This window comes from Pseudanabaena sp. PCC 6802 (assembly GCF_000332175.1).
In the GTDB taxonomy this organism is placed as follows: Bacteria; Cyanobacteriota; Cyanobacteriia; order Pseudanabaenales; family Pseudanabaenaceae; genus PCC-6802.
Window position 1 is genome coordinate 694,738 of sequence record NZ_KB235914.1, and the last position, 17,524, is coordinate 712,261.

At 48.6% G+C, this 17,524-nt stretch carries 12 protein-coding genes and 1 pseudogene; 10 read left to right on the forward strand and 3 right to left on the reverse strand.

Features of this window, described 5'->3' with window-relative positions; genetic code table 11:
- Nucleotides 1–3: 3 nt before the first annotated feature.
- Nucleotides 4–597, reverse strand: a complete 594-nt coding sequence (locus PSE6802_RS0108550) for a DUF1997 domain-containing protein (protein WP_019499638.1) — start codon at nt 595–597, stop codon at nt 4–6.
- A 700-nt stretch (nt 598–1,297) separates the two neighbouring features.
- Here PSE6802_RS0108550 and PSE6802_RS30885 point away from each other — a divergent pair.
- Nucleotides 1,298–2,866, forward strand: a complete 1,569-nt coding sequence (locus PSE6802_RS30885; RefSeq protein WP_156815469.1) for a vanadium-dependent haloperoxidase — start codon at nt 1,298–1,300, stop codon at nt 2,864–2,866.
- 162 nt (nt 2,867–3,028) lie between these two features.
- Here PSE6802_RS30885 and PSE6802_RS0108560 read toward each other — a convergent pair whose 3' ends face one another.
- Entirely contained in the window at nt 3,029–3,688 is a 660-nt protein-coding gene (locus PSE6802_RS0108560) for an SDR family oxidoreductase (RefSeq protein WP_019499640.1), read from the reverse strand.
- 219 nt (nt 3,689–3,907) lie between these two features.
- On the opposite strand from PSE6802_RS0108560, the gene PSE6802_RS0108565 reads away from it, so the two are divergent.
- Nucleotides 3,908–5,068, forward strand: coding sequence for a HEAT repeat domain-containing protein (locus PSE6802_RS0108565; protein WP_019499641.1), 1,161 nt, complete (start codon nt 3,908–3,910; stop codon nt 5,066–5,068).
- Between the two features lie 3 nt (nt 5,069–5,071).
- On the opposite strand, the gene tsaE is transcribed toward PSE6802_RS0108565, so the two are convergent.
- Nucleotides 5,072–5,587, reverse strand: coding sequence for a tRNA (adenosine(37)-N6)-threonylcarbamoyltransferase complex ATPase subunit type 1 TsaE (gene tsaE, locus PSE6802_RS28240; protein ID WP_019499642.1), 516 nt, complete (start codon nt 5,585–5,587; stop codon nt 5,072–5,074).
- Between the two features lie 278 nt (nt 5,588–5,865).
- Here tsaE and PSE6802_RS0108575 point away from each other — a divergent pair, with 278 nt between their 5' ends.
- From PSE6802_RS0108575 to PSE6802_RS0108610, 8 genes and pseudogenes are all read left to right on the forward strand, one after another.
- On the forward strand, nt 5,866–7,206 hold the full coding sequence (locus PSE6802_RS0108575) for a hypothetical protein (RefSeq protein ID WP_019499643.1): 1,341 nt from the start codon (nt 5,866–5,868) through the stop codon (nt 7,204–7,206).
- A 221-nt stretch (nt 7,207–7,427) separates the two neighbouring features.
- Nucleotides 7,428–8,729, forward strand: coding sequence for a S8 family peptidase (locus PSE6802_RS0108580; RefSeq protein WP_026103169.1), 1,302 nt, complete (start codon nt 7,428–7,430; stop codon nt 8,727–8,729).
- Nucleotides 8,730–8,932: 203 nt separating this feature from the next.
- Nucleotides 8,933–9,172 carry a hypothetical protein gene (locus PSE6802_RS0108585; RefSeq protein ID WP_019499645.1) on the forward strand — a complete coding sequence of 80 codons (240 nt, stop codon included), beginning with the start codon at nt 8,933–8,935 and terminating at the stop codon, nt 9,170–9,172.
- Between the two features lie 258 nt (nt 9,173–9,430).
- The gene (locus PSE6802_RS0108595; protein ID WP_019499647.1) at nt 9,431–10,579 is read left to right on the forward strand and encodes an ATP-dependent 6-phosphofructokinase; all 1,149 of its coding nucleotides are present in this window, start codon (nt 9,431–9,433) and stop codon (nt 10,577–10,579) included.
- A gap of 180 nt (nt 10,580–10,759) precedes the next feature.
- Complete coding sequence (locus PSE6802_RS0108600) at nt 10,760–11,620, forward strand: sulfurtransferase (protein WP_019499648.1); 861 nt, start codon at nt 10,760–10,762, stop codon at nt 11,618–11,620.
- A 50-nt stretch (nt 11,621–11,670) separates the two neighbouring features.
- Nucleotides 11,671–13,776, forward strand: a complete 2,106-nt coding sequence (locus PSE6802_RS0108605) for an EAL domain-containing protein (RefSeq protein ID WP_019499649.1) — start codon at nt 11,671–11,673, stop codon at nt 13,774–13,776.
- A 317-nt stretch (nt 13,777–14,093) separates the two neighbouring features.
- Nucleotides 14,094–14,855: pseudogene (locus PSE6802_RS35780) on the forward strand (type IIL restriction-modification enzyme MmeI); the annotation flags it as partial.
- Nucleotides 14,856–15,029: 174 nt separating this feature from the next.
- Complete coding sequence (locus tag PSE6802_RS0108610) at nt 15,030–17,486, forward strand: DNA methyltransferase (RefSeq protein ID WP_202950739.1); 2,457 nt, start codon at nt 15,030–15,032, stop codon at nt 17,484–17,486.
- Nucleotides 17,487–17,524 lie beyond the last annotated feature (38 nt).

Here is a 17,524-nt window from a genome sequence, read left to right on the forward strand (position 1 = left end):
CACTTAGATGATTTCGATCGCCGAGCCTTTAGTTGCTGCGAGGTCGTAACCGTTTTTCGCCCAGTCTAAATAGTCGGCAACAAGACGTTGGACTAAACGCCTCTTCATGGTGAGTAAAACGCTTCTGAGCAAGCTATTCCCCGTAGCTTCCAAAACTACTGCGGGAGTCATGAAGAAAATAGGTGGTAGCTCGACATTAACTTTTAACTCGACCCTGCCAACTAACCTGGTGCGACTGTGGCGATCGACTTGAGGTGCGATCTTGCCTGCTAGCTTAAGGGCAAACCTGCGATCGATCCAGTCGGTGCCGCGAATTTGCGTGCGCATGGAACGCATGTGGACGGTACCGTCGGGATCTGCCCAAACATCCAGGTCAACCGTAGGCTGAATAGTAACCTGGAGAAAGCCAAGCGGCTGCATTTTGAGGCGGAAAATGCTATGACCATCCGTAGTGCTATGCTTGATTAACTCTACCCTGGACTTTTCAGTTACGGCATTTACCACTCGTTGCGGTTGGCGCAAATAATGCGCGATCGGTATAGAGCGCGATGGCACGGCAATAGAAGTCGACTCAGAAGCATAGAACTCCGCAACCATAAATAAAATTCAAACTATTTGTTAAGTCTAAGTCTCGATCTTAACCTTTAAGCGGGATAACTGGTATAGCTTTACAGGTAGATAAATTTTGGGTGGGGGAGGTTTGGGGTATTAGCGATCGAGATCGCAGGTTAGCAGTGAGCAGGATCACCCACGCATGGAATTTGAGCGCTTAGCATAATGGCAGTGTAGTGGACGAGCAATTATGCAAGCCCAACAGCACTTCTAGTCATAACTCCTAATATTTGGGGCAGGAATACCTCCTACCCCTTTTTATTATGACAATTGTTGCGTCATCACAAATCTGCGTTAATTATCCCTAATATTGCCTGGCGACTGAAGTCGCGGCTGCACGAGCAAAGTCCGCGCAGGCGGGCTTCAAGACCGCTGATGTTGTTCGATTTCACGATGTTCAACCCAACCCACAAAAGAAATTTGCCAGTCAATTAGAATCGAATAGAAAGTCTTGAAGATAAATCTATGGATGGGGATTTGATATCTTTCCCACTTTATTAGAGTCTATTTGAGAAGTTGTTCGTATTTTGCCGTGTTTCCCTAAGCTCGCAAGTTTCAGGAAACCTAGGGAGGCTAATATAGAAATTTGGGAACCTTTCCAAACATCCACTTAGAATCAACATCGCTTGCGGTAAATTGTTTTAATAGGTATCATTGCCTGTAATGTTGTTATACCAAAAAACAGATGAAACCACATTTAAATATAACTATAGCCAACAGGCTGGGGACGGGATACAGGGGTGGAATCCCTGTATGGGGGCACAGCCTCCATACCTCCCGCACTAACAGAGATGCCTGCTGCTATACTGCGAATTTCAAAAAGGGAGCATACGGGCAATTAGCAATTGGTGTAGTTGCAGGGCTGATGGCAATTGCGACGGAGCCGTTGGTGAATTCAGCATTGACGGGACAATCGATTGATGCCCGCACTCAAGCCATTGCTCAATCCACCGCGCCTGCTACAAAAAACCAGGATGTCATTCTCAAATGGAACAAGCTAGCATTAGAGATGATTCAGACTGAGAAGACATCTCCTCAAATGGCGGCAAGGAATCTCGCCCTTTTGCATACTGCTATGTACGATGCCGTCAATGCTATCTCTAAAAAATATAAAGTTTATCAAGTCAATATCGAAGCTCCAGATGGTACATCCGAAGAGGCTGCCGCGATCGCTGCTGCCCACCGCGTACTGACTGCTCTATATCCGAAGCAGGTAGCCAAGCTCGATGCTGCCAAAGCCGAAGCTCTCACCGCACTTGCGAGCAGTCAACCCACTGCCAACAATAACTCAGTATCTATTGGGTTATCAATCAATCCTGCCGATCTATTTAGCGGCAAAAGTCCCATTGCCGAACCCAAAGTCTCAATTAGCCGACCTCAAACTGATGGCATCAAACTGGGCGAATCTGTTGCAGATCGGATCCTGGCACTGCGTAAAGATGATGGCGTAGATGCCAAAGTAGAATATAAACCCAGAGAGCAAGTTGGCTTCTGGCAACCAATTCCACCGGATCTCAAACCAGCTTCCATGCCGCAATGGAAAAATGTTAAACCATTTAGCATGAGCAGTAGCTCTCAATTTCGCATTGCTAACGTTCCAAGTTTGATTAGCCCTGAGTACCTTCAGGAATATCGGATTACTAAAGACATTGGTAGCAAAGACAGTAAAGTGCGTACGCCAGATCAAACTGTAATTGCCAAGTTCTGGCTTGATGAATCTGGAACAGTCACGCCTCCAGGACGATGGAATCAAATTGCAGCCGATCTCGCTGTCCAACGAGGTAACACGCTCCTGCAAAACGCTCGTTTGTTTGCATTGTTAAATATTGCGCTAGCCGATGCCAGTATTATTGATGCCGATCAGAAATACACGTTTAGCCGCTGGCGACCGATTACTGCTATCCGTGCTGCTGACAAGGACGACAACGCCAGAACAATTCCAGATCCAAACTGGACACCGTTACTCAAAACACCATCTTCGCCCTCGTATGTATCGGGACACAGTACGTTCGGCGGTGCAGCAGAGATAGTACTAACCAGCGTCTTTGGTCGCAATACAGGGTTTACTACCAATGCTGACCCATCCTTAAATCTTGCGCCGCGCACTTTCCGTAACTTTAAAGAGGCTGCAGAAGAAGCTGGCATGAGTCGCATCTATGGTGGCGTGCACTGGATGTCTGACAATCGCGATGGTCTGATGGCAGGCAGAAATCTTGGCAGGTATGTGATTCAGAACTTCCTGACACCCCGCTAGCAGCCCTAAAACATAGAAATTGCGGGATAGTTTCACTATCCCGCAATTTCTGACGACATATAGCCGTAGACAGATCTGTTAGGACAGGGGGTGTGGGGGCTATGCCCCCACGCAGGGGTTCCACCCCTGCACCTCGTTCTAAGCCTATTGGCTATAGCTATACTAGGCTACGCTGGCAAATAGGCGATCGCTAGTCTGCTCTTCCAAACCAGACTTGGCAACAATTTCTACCACCTTATTGCGCGCATCCGGTTGGGTTAGGGCATCAACGCAGATCTGAGCCACCTTAATGCGTGGAATACTACCTTCAAACAGCGTATCAGCCGCTGACATTACTACTGCTCCGCCTGAATCTTCATTCTTTAAACCACCAGGGCGGACGATCGTGTAGGTCAAACCGCTGGCTTTGAGATATTTTTCCGCCTGTTTCTTCCAAAACAACACCAGCCAGAATAAATTAAGCGGATGGAAGAACAAGGAAGTACAAAGCGAGGTAACTATAACAAAATGCTCGATCTGCTTGGCTTTGGCAACGTCGATCAGGTTCTTCGTTCCCAAATAATCCACCTGCAAGGGGCCAAAAGGATCGAGGCTCGGTCTGGCACCAGTGGCACAAAGGATGACATTACAGTCAGCGATCGCCTCCTCAATCGCTGCTTTTTGCAATACATTGCCTACTACCAATTCGGCTTCTGGAGGCAGAATTGCCTGTGCCGTCTTAAGATCGCGCACCATTGCTCTGACAGGGATACCGCGCTTTATAAGTTCGGCGACGATGTGACGACCTGTACCGCCCGTTGCACCTGCGACAAATGCTTTCATAAAATCGTTTTGCCAATACTTAAATTTTCTTAATCTTACTTAATATTTTACAGCAATAGCTAACAGTCATAACGAGGTGCAGGGTGGAACCCCTGCGTGGGGTACAGCCCCCCACCCTGTTTTAAATAATCTGTTTATCGCAATAACTTGGCAGCAGAAATGACGTGTAAGTGCTATTTTCGTCAGAGAATAGGAAATTGTTGAATTGGGAGTCTTGCTATGAGCGGGTTAGAAATCTTACTGCTGTTGGTAGGTGCTGTCGTTGGTGCAGGTCTAATGTTCTGGTGGCAAGAAGACCGCATCAAGCAACTCAAAATCGACCATAAAAGAGCTTTGCGCAAAGTAATCGAAACTACTGAGAGGCAGAACTTTGCTTCCCGTAGCTCAAGTAGCTCAAATACTGTCGATCGACTGACTCCCCCTCCCATTGCAGATAAGGGGTTATCCCCAACCATTATGCAAGCGGCAACCGAGTCAGCGATCGCACCGACCGAGCAGTTTGTGCCTGCATCGCGATCGCCAGAAGTTTCGAGCGAGCCAGTAATTGAGCCAGTAATCGAGCCAACGATGGACGAGACGATCGTCAACGAGACAACAATCGACGAAGCGATCTTTAACGAAGCGATCGTCGACGAGGCAATTATCGAGCCACTTACTGAGCCAACGAGCGACGAAGCGATCGTCAACGAGACAATTGACGAGCCACTTACTGAGCCTGTAGTCGAGCCGATTGGCAAGCCAGAAATTGCCAGCGCGTCAACGGAATCGATCGGTTTATCTGAGGTGCCTCCCGCTCCTGCCCAAATTACCGAACCCTCATTGCCACTACCCACACAAATCCAAGCGGAACCGCCGCTGGTCACGCAAATCTTTGACGAGCCACCGATCGCACCCGATTGGGTTGCCGCTTCTACCCAGCAACAACTTGCTACAGTGCCAAATCAACCTTTTAGACAACCTTTAAAAGACAAAATTGCTGCATGGGGGCAGGTTGCCAGCCCTACTTACATTCCCCAGCTATTGCCATATGTCAATCATCCCAGCCCTAACGTGCGCGCGGATGTGGCAAAAGCATTGGGGCAAATTGCTGCCATCCACAATCTGCATGCCTACGAGCCACAGGTTATACCAGTTTTAGAGCAGCTTAGCCGCGATCGCCACCTGGAGATCCGCTACCAAGCGATCGTTGCCCTCGGGCACCTTAAGTCCGATCGAGCCATACCAATACTGACAGCAGCTCTGCACGATCCGTCCAGCAAGTTGGTCAAAGCTGCCAGTAGCGCTCTAGCTCGGCTCAAATACTATGCTCTACCCTCGGCTCCTCAAACAATTAAACCGCCCAAAAGAGTTATATACAAGAAGCCCATTCGTTTCGTTTAGAGACTATCCGGGTTGCGATCGGGGCTGCCATCCTCGACTGGTGGCAGCATCAGCCAATTTCTCAAGCAATTTAGTATGCGCCTCGCCCCGAGCTGAAAATTTAATTTTACGCTCGTCCGTATCAATAGATAGGGGGATAGGCTCGATTTGCAGGTAATCTTGCAGTGATGTAGGCAACCTTTCCGCCCACTCGATCGCTACTACCCCCAACGGAAAATCTGCGCCACGCCAATACTCCTGCAAGTGCAACGAACCTACCTGCGAGCTTTCCAGCCGATAGAGATCGATGTGGTAGAGGGGTAGCCGCCCGCAGTGGTATTCATCAATCAGGGTAAATGTGGGGCTAGTAATCCCAGCTTTAATATTTAACCCTCGACCTAACCCCTGCACAAACGTAGTTTTGCCACTGCCTAAGTTACCCTTGAGCAACAAGATCGCGCCCGGTTCTAGCAACTGAGCCAGTACCTCGGCAATTGTTTGAGTAGCCTCGGCATTGACAGCATATAATTCCACCTGCATCCGGCTTAAAACTCCACGTTACAACTTCATTAAGCAATTTGGCTTAGCCTATAGGAATCCTAAGATATTTGTAGAATAGGACACAATCATATGTGTTATTGACGAAGCACTATGATTTAATCTATGCGATCGCAAACTCACACCAATTTAAAAAGCAACGAGGACAACTTGTATGGAGTGAAGGGGCAGCCTCCGCGTGGAGCAACCCGCCCGCACTGCCATCCGCAACCTCGACTGTTTAAGTTGGCAATACCTATTTCTGCATACTAAGGCGCGGAATGACTTCAAGTTTTAACAATCCACTGCAGGCGATCCTAACTAGGGCAACTCAATGGTTTAAAAAAACCCCAGAAAGAGCTATTAATGAAGCCTATCAAGCGGCTACGAACATTAAGAGGATCGAAGACGAGTATTTTGGTGGTAACCCTATATCAGAGAATTCAGGATACAGCGACAATACATTTAGCCTTTTCAATATCCAATTGCAAAAGCATCTCAGGACTATTGACACCAGGCTGGCAGAATATAAACTGAGTGCCAGGGTTCCTTACCTTTTACCGCCTAATCCTGTGGAGCCGATTGTCAGACCGCTTGGCAATCCAAACATTTCAGATACTAATCCTTCCATTACGCAAAAGCTGGCTTTTATTGACTTTATTTTATCGAGATATCGAGCTAAACCAGCTCAAGGTGTGGCGACTCAACCAGATACGATTCAACTACTCGACGTTGAGGCACTAGAACCACAGGATAAACATAAATTTGTCCTATTTCCGCATTCAGATAAAAAAGAAGAACATAGCCGCGTCACTCCTATTGAGAAGAGTATTTTACCTGGATCCTTTACCCGTGCCTTCGATCGCGTCAGACGCAACCTTACCCGCTCGTATAGCTCCTATGAAAAGGATGTAGTTGACGAATTAAGACAATCGCGCCGTCGCACCAATGCTGCCATTAGATATTGCGTAATTTTGGTACTGGCAACTATTGCCGTACAAATAGTTTCTAAAAATCTGATTTACAGCCCAATCGTTGACTACTGGACTGCGCAGAAACCTTCCGAAATTCAATTAAATCCTGAATTTGACGAAGAAGCCCTCAAACGCTTTGCTATGGTTAAGCAAAGAATAGAATTTGAAAGACTAATTGGAAAAACTCCAAATCTCACCCAAGCGGAAATAGATAATCAGTTACGCAGTGAGGCGATCGAGATCGTCAAGTTTTACAGAAATGCTAGCTTTGAGGGGGTCAAAAACCTACTGGCGGATTTTACAGCGGTCATGGCCTTCAATATCATCCTGGTGGCGGGCAAGAAGCAAATCATGGTGATCAAGGATTTTATCGATGAAGTGCTATACAGCCTCACTGACAATGCTAAAGCCTTTCTGATTATTGTTTCTACAGATACCTTTGTCGGGTTTCATTCCAGTGAAGGGTGGGATGCGCTGCTAACCTCGCTATTCCAGCACTTTGGCATCCATGAAAACCGTATTTTCGTCATGGCCTTTATTGCCACAATTCCAGTATTCCTAGACGGTCTATTTAAGTTCTGGATCTTCCAATATCTGCGTCAGTCATCACCATCTACTGCTGCCATTTACGGCGAAATGAATGACTAATCTATTGCAGCCAGAAACAGATAACATAACAATTCTCCAACTAAACACCTCACTTTTTATCACTTTTTATTGCTGACACTCACAGCGAGCGATCGTAAAGTTAAGGCAAAGAGAGTTTCTGCACGATAACTAGCTAGCTGGCTCCATATCCAACCTTCTGCTTGTTTCCGCAGAGATATTAATTTAAGGCAAATTTAAAGAGATTTGAGGATTTTGTTTTTATGACTAATTCAATGGCATCGCCAGAAACAACAGGGCGCTACCTGATTCTTTTACCAGAAGGAAATATCGACTCTGGCATCAGAGCTTTTACAGATTCCACGGGAATTAGCGCGGTTGCCAGATCTGCGGACTTCGCGGGTCGTACGTTTACTGCCGAACAGTTAGAGAGTACAGGCGCTTCCGTCTTTGATACCTTGGGAGTTGCAGTTGTCGCTTTAGATCCCGATCAAGTTCAGTCGCTTGGAGCCGCTACAGTTGCAGGAGGAATGGGATTAGCGATCGAACCAGAGCGCGTTGTTTATGCGATCGCAACTAGTTTAAATACAAGTCTTACATTTGATTATTTGAAAGGATATCGAGATGCGATCGACAATTTAGTCGATCGCGCAGCTCCATCAGAAAGTCAACTAGATACTGCTGCCGCATTTGCGAATGGCTCAGCTACCTGGGGTTTGCAAGCTACTAAAGTTGTAAATAGTCCTTACAGCGGTCTTGGTATTAAAGTGGCAGTATTAGATACTGGTCTAGATCTTACTCATCCCGATTTCGCTGGACGCAGGATTACCAGTCAGTCATTTATCAGTGGTGAAGCAGTTCAAGACCAAAATGGGCACGGAACCCATTGTATTGGAACCGCATGTGGACCACGAAATCCGTCTGCTTTACCGCGTTATGGGATTGCTTACAATGCCGAAATCTTTGCTGGCAAAGTTCTAAGCAACAGAGGATCTGGCTCTGATGGAGGTATTTTAGCGGGAATTGATTGGGCTATTACTAATGGGTGTCAAGTCATATCGATGTCGCTAGGTGCACCAACAAGACCTGGAGATACTTACTCCCGAGTTTACGAACAAATCGGACAGCGCGCGCTTCGTCAAGGAACTCTGATTGTCGCTGCGGCTGGGAATGAGAGTATGGATCGAAGCACTGGCAAGCGCTTCTCCCCCCCAAATCCGGTAGGCTATCCGGCCAACGCCCCCTCCCTAATGGCCGTAGCTGCTCTAGATTCCCAACTGCAAATAGCTGCTTTCTCTAATGGCTCAATTAATCCTAATGGCGGACAAGTGGATATTGCAGGTCCTGGAGTTGATGTCTACTCAACCTGGCCGATGTCAACTCGCTATCGATCCATTAGCGGTACGAGTATGGCTACTCCTCATGTTGCAGGGATTGCTGCTCTCTATGCTGAAGCAACAAAACTAAGCGGCTACGCTCTTTGGGGATATTTACTGCGCGATGCTCAGCGGCTACCACTGCCCTCCGTTGATGTTGGTGTTGGTTTAGTTCAAGCCCCCCTATAGAATCTTACCTTATAGCCACTGACAGATCTTTGAGGACAGAGGGTGTGGGGGCTGCGCCCCCACGCAGGGGTGGAACCCCTGCACCCCATCCTAAGCCTGTTGACTATAGCTATAAGTGAAATTCCAGCTTGCTCGCAAACAGTGGATTTGCGAGCATGTTTTTATACCAATTTAAACAGTAAACAAGACGGATCTAACTGAATATGTCTAAGGTGAAAGTATCTATCTCTATTGACGATGCCCATATCGATCGCATTTCCGAAATTGCCAAAAGCTTGCAGGCTATGGGTGTGGATGTCGAGCAAACTTTACCAAGTATTGGCATTATAAGTGGCTCCGTTAGCTCGGAGCAAGTACATCGCCTCAACCAGATTGAAGGAATACAACATGTAGAAACTGAGCGTGACTATCAACTACCTCCCCCAGATGCTGACATACAGTAATACCAATTCTTCAAAATCAAACTACATATCAATCTAAGTACGGGCGAACGGCCGTTCGCCCCTCCAGCAATCTGTAATTTTACTTTAGAGAATTGGTATAACTATATTTCTACTTGCAACTTTTGCATATTCATGTTGACTATCTTGCCACCGATCCTAAAAACAAACTGCAATTTCCTGAGAAGCGATCGCATAGGTCTTACCCTCTATAGTTTGCTAGTGTCGTAAATTAGCCATAGATTTTTTAAAGAGGTATTCATGGGTAAGCCAAAACGGATCGGCATTTTGACTAGTGGTGGTGATTGCGGTGGGCTTAATGCAGTGACTAGAGCCGTAGTACGCCGCGCCCAAGCCTATGACATCGAAGTTATGGGCATCCAGGATTCAACCCTCGGACTGCTCAGCCGCCCGGTAAGGGCAGAATTGCTCGACCTCAAACGTGTTTCAGGCATTCTGCGCTATGGTGGCACTATCCTCGGTACGACAAATAAAGGTAATCCATTTGCTTTTCCCATGCCCGATGGTAGCGTAATCGATCGCTCTCAAGAGATTATCGACGGCTATCACGAATTAGGGCTGGATGCGCTGATTGGCGTAGGCGGTGATGGTAGTCTGGCAATCCTGCGCAAACTGGCTCAGCAGGGTAACTGGAATCTAGTTGCCGTTCCCAAGACTATTGATAACGACCTGGGAGCAACGGAAAGTTCGGTCGGCTTTATTACCGCTGTCAACGTGGCAACCGAGGCACTGGATCGGCTGAATTACACCGCTGCCAGCCACAGCCGCGTCATGATCCTGGAAGTAATGGGTAGAGATGCGGGGCATATTGCCATCAGCGCTGGAATTGCAGGCGGCGCGCACGTAATCTTAATTCCCGAAATTCCCTATAGCATTGCTCGCGTTTGCCAGACCCTTGACGAGCGCCAGCGCACGGGGCGCAATTTTAGCCTCATTGTTGTGGCAGAAGCAGTTAAAACCGAGACGGGCGAACCAGTTAAATTTACCAATAGTTTGGGACAGACGCTCTATGGAGGTATCGGGCAATATTTAGCCGATCGCATCAGTACGTGTATGGGTGCTGAGACCAGAGTGACTAGCCTGGGACACCTGCAACGGGGCGGTACGCCCTCCGCCTTCGATCGCCTGATTGCCTCCGCCTTTGGGGTTAGTGTGGTTGACCTGATCGTCCAGGGGAAGTTCGATCGCATGGTGGCCTGGCAAAACCGCGAAGTGATAGATGTCCCGATCGCCGATGCGATCGCCCAGTATCGCGCTGTCGAACTAGATGACACGCTGGTAAAAACTGCAGTTGGCTTGGGTATTTATGTTGGCGATCTTGAAACCGATAATAATGGCAAAACGAACTACAACCAAAACCTAGCTATCCCTTCCATTGCCTGTGCCTAATGTCAATTTGGCGACATATGATAGGGGATGTTGATAGCTAATAGCTACTATAGCCGTAGACAGATCTGTTAGGACAGGGGGTGTGGGGGCTGCGCCCCCACGCAGGGGTGGAACCCCTGCACCCCGTCCTAAGCCTATTGGATATAGCTATAATAGCTAGCTAAAGGAGTAAGTAGCTCTATGGTCTATAGCCCCGATCGACCTGTGGTTTCCGTGCAGTGGTTGCACGAGCATCTTGACGATCCGCAGGTTGCGATCGCGGACTGTCGATTCGCACTGATGCAACCCGAACTAGGTCGCCAGCAATATGAGAACGGTCATATTCCTGGTGCTTACTACCTCGATTTAAATCTCGATCTGTCGGGGCCAGTTAGCAAGCATGGCGGTCGCCATCCCCTGCCCGATCCCGATCTATTAGCAACTAAATTATCGGCGATGGGGATTAACTCATCGCCCTCAGATGGCTCTGAGCCAACTCTGGTAATTGCCTACGATGACTCCCGTTTTGCCTTTGCCTCCAGATTATGGTGGCTGCTCTCATATCTCGGTCACGAGCGCGTTGCGGTTTTGGATGGTGGATTTAAAGCATGGATCGATGCTGATTACGCGATCGCCACAGAACTGCCAGAACCAAGATCGGGAACGTTCGTGCCGCGCCCTAACCCCGAGCGCATCGTCGATATTAACTATGTCAAAGCGAGGAAAGATTTACCCAGCGTAGTATTAATTGACTCCCGCGAGGCAGAACGCTATCGGGGCGAACGAGAACCAATAGACCCGATCGCAGGGCATATTCCTGGAGCCGTTAACTATCCCTGGCAAGACGCATCCGATCCTCAAGGATATCTCCAGAAAGATCGACAAGCTCGCTGGATATCGTTAGAATTAGATAAATCAGATAAATCGGATGAGGTAGTTGTTTACTGCGGTTCGGGTGTTACTGCCTGCGTCAATCTGCTGTCTTTACACATTGCAGGCATTAATGCCAAGCTCTATCCAGGCAGTTGGAGCGATTGGTGTTCTTACCTAGTGGGAGACTAGCAAGTCTGCGCGCTCGTTTCTTAACCTCGCGAGTCTAGAGGAGATTTTGCATGAGCCAGAGGGAGGATACGACAGTTGTTGAGGTCAAACAGCAATATCACTACTTGATAATTGAGGATGCAGAGGGGCAGCGCAAGTTTTTACTGGATGCAGCCACATATTCTATAGGGCGCAATCCTACAAATGGGATAGTACTGCGATCGCAATTGGTATCTCGTCAACACGCCATTTTGCTGAGAGTACCCGTGCCAAAGCTCTCATCTCATATGTTTCGGATTATTGATGGTAACCTGCAAGGGAAACGGAGTAAAAACGGCATATTAATCGACGGCAAGCGCTGTTTTTCTCACATATTGGCGCATGGAAACGAAATCGTATTTAGCAGCGATACTAGAGCCTACTATCAAGTTGTCTCCCATCCTAGTGAATTGGTCGTGCCGGGCGATACGGATGCCGACGAGCCTTATATAGGGACGCAGCACAATTACAAGGTCAATATTTCCGATACGGATTTCGCTAACTATAATGCCGAAGCCCTAGCGCGCTTAGCCTCCTTTCCCGAACTCAATCCTAACCCCATCCTGGAAATCAACTTCTCCGGCGCAATTACCTATCTCAATCCTGCTGCTACTAAGCAGTTTCCCGAGTTATACGAACTAGGTTCTTACCATCCTCTACTCAAAGACTTACTTGCCTCCGCCACCGAGTTGCAAAACGGAGATCGAGAGATGTTTACGCGCGAAGTAGAAGTAAATGGACTAACTTTCGAGCAGTTCGTTCACTACCTGAGTGGTAGTAACCTGATCAGGTGCTACGTTATTGATATTACCGAACGCAAGCGATCTCAAGAGATTATTCAATACCAGGCGTACCACGACGCGCTCACGGGGCTACCCAACCGCAAGCACTTTAGCGATTACCTCACAAATGCGTTGGCCGAGTCTGCCACTAGCAACGAACAACTGGCAGTGATTTTTATCGACCTGGATCGCTTTAAGTCGATCAATGACTCGCTGGGACATGATTTTGGCGATCTGCTGCTGCGCGGCATATGCCATCGCTTGCGCGAATTTCTCCATGACGACGATATGCTGTCGCGTTGGGGTGGAGATGAGTTTATCTTGTTGGTGCGCAATGTGGCATCCGCAGATCTTGCTTTCAGGCTAGCGCAAAAGATGCTGAAAGCATTTGAGCAACCCTTTATCTGCGCTGGGCGCGAACTATATGTTAGTGCCAGCATGGGAATTAGCCTCTATCCATTTGATGGCGATCGAGTGGATAGCCTGATCAAAAATGCTGATACAGCCATGTACCGAGCTAAGCAAAGCGGACGTAATAGCTGCCAGCTCTACGCACCGCAAATGAACGAATCTGCTTTTGCAAAACTATCGCTAGAAAACAGTTTATGCCAAGCGATCGAGCGCGATGAATTGGTGGTCTACTACCAGGTGCAGGTAGACATGGCGAGCGCGCGAATTAGTGGGGTAGAGGCACTCATTCGGTGGCAACATCCAGAATTCGGCCTGTTATCTCCAGATCGGTTTGTGCCCCTAGCGGAAGAGACAGGCTCGATCGTTACGATCGGTAATTGGTTATTGCGCGCCGCGTGCATGCAAAGCCGCGCTTGGCAGCTAGAGGGATTGCCAACATTACACTTAGGGGTCAATATTTCCACGCATCAGTTTAAACAGCCTGATTTTATCGATCGCCTGACTGACATTTTGACAGAGACGCAACTGGATCCGCATTACCTGGATTTGGAGCTAACCGAAAGCATCATTATGGAGGATATCCCAGAAAATATTCAAAAGCTACATAAACTTAGGGATATGGGGATTAACCTTTCAATTGATGACTTCGGTACTGGCTATTCATCTCTAAGTTATCTCAAGCGCCTTCCCATCAATGTCTTGAAGATAGATCGCTCCTTCATCAAAGACATAAATACCAATAATGGCGATCGGGCGATCGCCATCTCCGCGATCGCGCTCGCCCATAACCTGAACCTGCGGGTAGTAGCCGAGGGAGTGGAAACGCGGGAACAGATGGAATTATTGCGATCGCTAAAATGCAACGAAATGCAGGGTTATCTGTTCAACAAACCACTCCCTGCCAACGAGTTAGCAATTCTGCTAGCTAACCAGAAAGACTCGTAACCTATAGCGGTTTTCAGATCGGAAAGAGTAGGGGGTTTGGGGGCGTTGCCCCCAAGAAGGGGTTCCACCCCTTCACCCCAAAAATAAAACCCGTTCTCAAGTGAAAACCGCTATATCTGCTTTATCGCATCCTCCATAATCAAAAAATCAGGGTAAAATTTCAAAGTTGAATTGCAAGGCAATGAGCGATCGCCTGAAATATAGCCATTGACAGATCTGTTAGGACAGGGGGTGTGGGGGCTGCGCCCCCACACAGGGGTGAACCCCCTGCACCCCGTCCTGAGCCTGTTGGCTATAGCTGTACTTATGGTTGGTATATGAATGCAGTCGAAATCGAAGAAGCCGTTTCCCGGCTGGCTGAGGCTCCCTTTGATCCAGAGGAGTTCCCCTTTGCTTTTTTGGAAGCTTTCGGTAACAAGCCAACAACCCTCAAGCGGCTCAAAAGCAATAGCTCAAACCAATCTGACCTACCTGGTGGGGTACTCCAGCGGAATAATATTCATTTGAAGGTGTGTGCTGAGGGGGAGGTGACTGCGACCCTGACGGAGTTGCGGCAGAGTCCGGCGACAGCGCGGCAGAAGGCGAAGTTTATTTTGTCGACGGATGGCAAGAGCTTTGAGGCAGAAAACCTGGCGGATGGCGAGACGATCGCCTGCGACTACCCCAATTTCCCTGACCACTTTGGTTTTTTCTTGCCCTTGGCGGGGATTACAACGGTTAAGCAGATTCGGGAGAATGCTTTTGATATTAAGGCAACGGGTCGTCTGAATCGGCTCTATGTAGAGTTGTTGAAAGATAATCCCGACTGGGACAAGGCAGAGCGTCGGGAAGATTTTAACCATTTTATGGCGCGACTGATTTTCTGCTTTTTTGCGGAGGATACGAATATTTTTCCCACTACCCCAAAAGGTGAGGGGTTGTTTACGAATACGATCGCGCAGATGAGCGATGCCTCGAATACCCATGAGGTGCTGTCGGAGGTGTTTCGGGCGATGTGTACGCCGCCCAAGGATCGCGAGGCGGCGGAGATTCGCAATTGGGCGGATAAGTTTCCCTATGTGAATGGGGGGTTGTTTAGCCCTCATCCTGACCCTCATCCCCTAACCCCTTCTCCCAAGCAGGGAGAAGGGGAACAAGAGGCTGTTTCTCCCCTCTCCCGACCTGGGAGAGGGGCTGGGGGCGAGGGTCTTCAGACTAGTGAAGGGGGACAAGAGGTTGAATACTGGGAAATTTCACCTGCCCTTAAGCAGAAAATGACTGAAGTTGCCCGTCAATTTCGCAAAGAACCTACTCCCAGTGAAATAATCCTCTGGCAAGCCCTGCGCGGACGCAAGCTAGAAGGACGGAAATTCAGACGACAACAACCGATTGGAGCGTTCGTTGTTGATTTCTTCTGTGGTGCAGAACGGCTGATTGTGGAAGTGGATGGGGGGGTGCATGAATCGCAGCAGGAAGCGGATCGACAACGGCAAGAATTGCTGGAGTCGTTGGGGTTGAGGGTTGTTCGGATATCGAGTGAGCTAGTTGAAACGAGGCTAGACGAGGTATTGGCTGTCGTGCGACAAGCGTTTGACCCTCATCCCCTAACCCCTTCTCCCAAGCTGGGAGAAGGGGGACAAGATCCGGCTCCCCTCTCCCTTTCTGGGAGAGGGGCTGGGGGTGAGGGTCTTATGGTGCCGCGTTTTAGTAAAGTAGCCCGATCGTACCTCCTCCACGTCGGCAATCTGGACTGGAAGCAGATCAATCCCGACATTTTCGGCTCGATGATTCAGGCGATCGCCGAGGACGAAGAACGCGGGGCGTTGGGGATGCACTATACCAGCGTGCCGAATATCCTCAAGGTGTTGAATCCGCTGTTTTTGGACGATTTGCGCGCTCAACTAGAAGCAGCGGGGGATAATGGCCGCAAGTTGCTGAATTTACGTCAACGGATGGCAAAAATTCGGGTGTTCGATCCGGCTTGTGGGTCGGGGAATTTTTTGGTGATTGCTTATAAGGAGATGCGGGCGATCGAAGCGGAAATCAATCAGCGGCGGGGGGAGAGCGATCGCAAATCCGAGATTCCGCTGACGAATTTTCGGGGGATTGAGATTCGCCATTTTGCCACGGAGATTGCGCGGTTAGCGTTGATTATTGCGGAGTATCAGTGTGATGTGTTGTATCGGGGGGCAAGGCTGGCGCTGGCGGAGTTTTTGCCGCTGAAGAATGAGAACTGGATTACTTGCGGGAATGCGTTGCGGTTGGATTGGTTGAGTTTATGTCCGCCGACAGGAACGGGGGTGAAGGTGCAGCGTGAGGATCTAGATTTATTTAGTACGCCGCTGGAGCAGACGGAAATTGATTTTGAGAATGAGGGTGGGGAAACGTATATTTGTGGGAATCCGCCTTATCTCGGATCGACTTGGCAATCGAACGAGCAGAAGGACGATCTAAAACTCATTTTTGATAGACGCACCAAAACCTGGAAGTCGCTGGATTATGTGGCGGGCTGGTTTATGAAAGCAGCGGATTATGGCACACAAACCCAATCTGCGGCAGCGTTTGTGTCTACGAATTCCATTTGTCAGGGACAACAAGTGCCGATTCTATGGCCGCTAATTTTTGCAACAGGACACGAAATTGCTTTTGCCCATACCAGTTTTAAGTGGGCAAATCTGGCGAGCCATAATGCTGGGGTCACGGTAGCGATCGTTGGGATTTCTAATCACGCTGGTAAAGTTCGACAGTTGTTTTCAGTTGAAGATAACGGTGAGACAGTCGCGAAAGAGGCTGACAACATAAACGCTTATTTAGTCGCTGGGTCTAATGTTGAGATTTCAAAGCAAGCAGAACCTCTAGCCAAAACAGACGAAATGCTACGAGGGAACATGCCCTATGACGGTGGAAACTTGCTCCTTTCCGCTAACGATGTGAATGAGCTTGATTTGACCAAAGAACAACGCGATCGCTTTATTCGGCGAATTTATGGATCGGCGGAATTCATTCGGGGGCTATCTCGATATTGTCTTTGGATTGAAGATGATGAGCTTGAGGAAGCATTAGCTATCGAACCGATCCAACAGCGAATTGCAGGAGTGCGAGCAATGCGGCTGGCAAGTCGTGACAAGAGCGCGAACGAAATGGCGGCACGTTCTCACCAGATGCGTGAGATGAATATCGGTAAAAAGCAGACAGTTGCAGTAGCTGCTATTTCATCTGAAAATCGCCAATTCCTACCGTGTGGATTGCTTAGTCCTCATGAAACCATTACGAATAAGGTCTACGCTCTCTACGATGCCCCCCTCTGGAATATGGCACTGATCGCCTCCCGCCTCCATTGGGTCTGGATCGGCACGGTCTGCGTCCGCATGAGAACCGATTTCTCCTACTCCAACACCCTTGGCTGGAATACCTTCCCCGTCCCCACCCTGACCGAGCAAAACAAAACCGACCTCACCCGCTGCGCCGAAGACATCCTCCTCGCCCGCGAACGCTACTTCCCCGCCACGATCGCCGACATGTACGACCCCGATCGCATGGATAGCGAATTCCCGTTAGTCAGGGAAGCCCACGATCGCAACGACGAAATCCTGGAGCGCATCTACATTGGTCGCCGCTTCAAAAACGACACCGAACGTCTCGAAAAACTATTTGAGTTATATACCAAAATGACCAGTCAGCAGGCTTCATCCCAAAAGTCTTCCAATCGTAAACCTAAAGGACGTAAGTGATTGTTGCAGAAGTCTAAATATTAAAATTAGAACCAATA

What these genes read in the sequence shown, in the direction of transcription:
- PSE6802_RS0108550 (WP_019499638.1), bottom strand. Translation starts at nt 597, where the DNA reads ATGGTTGCGGAGTTCTATGCTTCTGAGTCGACTTCTATTGCCGTGCCA.
- PSE6802_RS30885 (WP_156815469.1), top strand. Translation starts at nt 1,298, where the DNA reads ATGAAACCACATTTAAATATAACTATAGCCAACAGGCTGGGGACGGGA.
- PSE6802_RS0108560 (WP_019499640.1), bottom strand. Translation starts at nt 3,688, where the DNA reads ATGAAAGCATTTGTCGCAGGTGCAACGGGCGGTACAGGTCGTCACATC.
- PSE6802_RS0108565 (WP_019499641.1), top strand. Translation starts at nt 3,908, where the DNA reads ATGAGCGGGTTAGAAATCTTACTGCTGTTGGTAGGTGCTGTCGTTGGT.
- tsaE (WP_019499642.1), bottom strand. Translation starts at nt 5,587, where the DNA reads ATGCAGGTGGAATTATATGCTGTCAATGCCGAGGCTACTCAAACAATT.
- PSE6802_RS0108575 (WP_019499643.1), top strand. Translation starts at nt 5,866, where the DNA reads ATGACTTCAAGTTTTAACAATCCACTGCAGGCGATCCTAACTAGGGCA.
- PSE6802_RS0108580 (WP_026103169.1), top strand. Translation starts at nt 7,428, where the DNA reads ATGACTAATTCAATGGCATCGCCAGAAACAACAGGGCGCTACCTGATT.
- PSE6802_RS0108585 (WP_019499645.1), top strand. Translation starts at nt 8,933, where the DNA reads ATGTCTAAGGTGAAAGTATCTATCTCTATTGACGATGCCCATATCGAT.
- PSE6802_RS0108595 (WP_019499647.1), top strand. Translation starts at nt 9,431, where the DNA reads ATGGGTAAGCCAAAACGGATCGGCATTTTGACTAGTGGTGGTGATTGC.
- PSE6802_RS0108600 (WP_019499648.1), top strand. Translation starts at nt 10,760, where the DNA reads ATGGTCTATAGCCCCGATCGACCTGTGGTTTCCGTGCAGTGGTTGCAC.
- PSE6802_RS0108605 (WP_019499649.1), top strand. Translation starts at nt 11,671, where the DNA reads ATGAGCCAGAGGGAGGATACGACAGTTGTTGAGGTCAAACAGCAATAT.
- PSE6802_RS0108610 (WP_202950739.1), top strand. Translation starts at nt 15,030, where the DNA reads ATGACTGAAGTTGCCCGTCAATTTCGCAAAGAACCTACTCCCAGTGAA.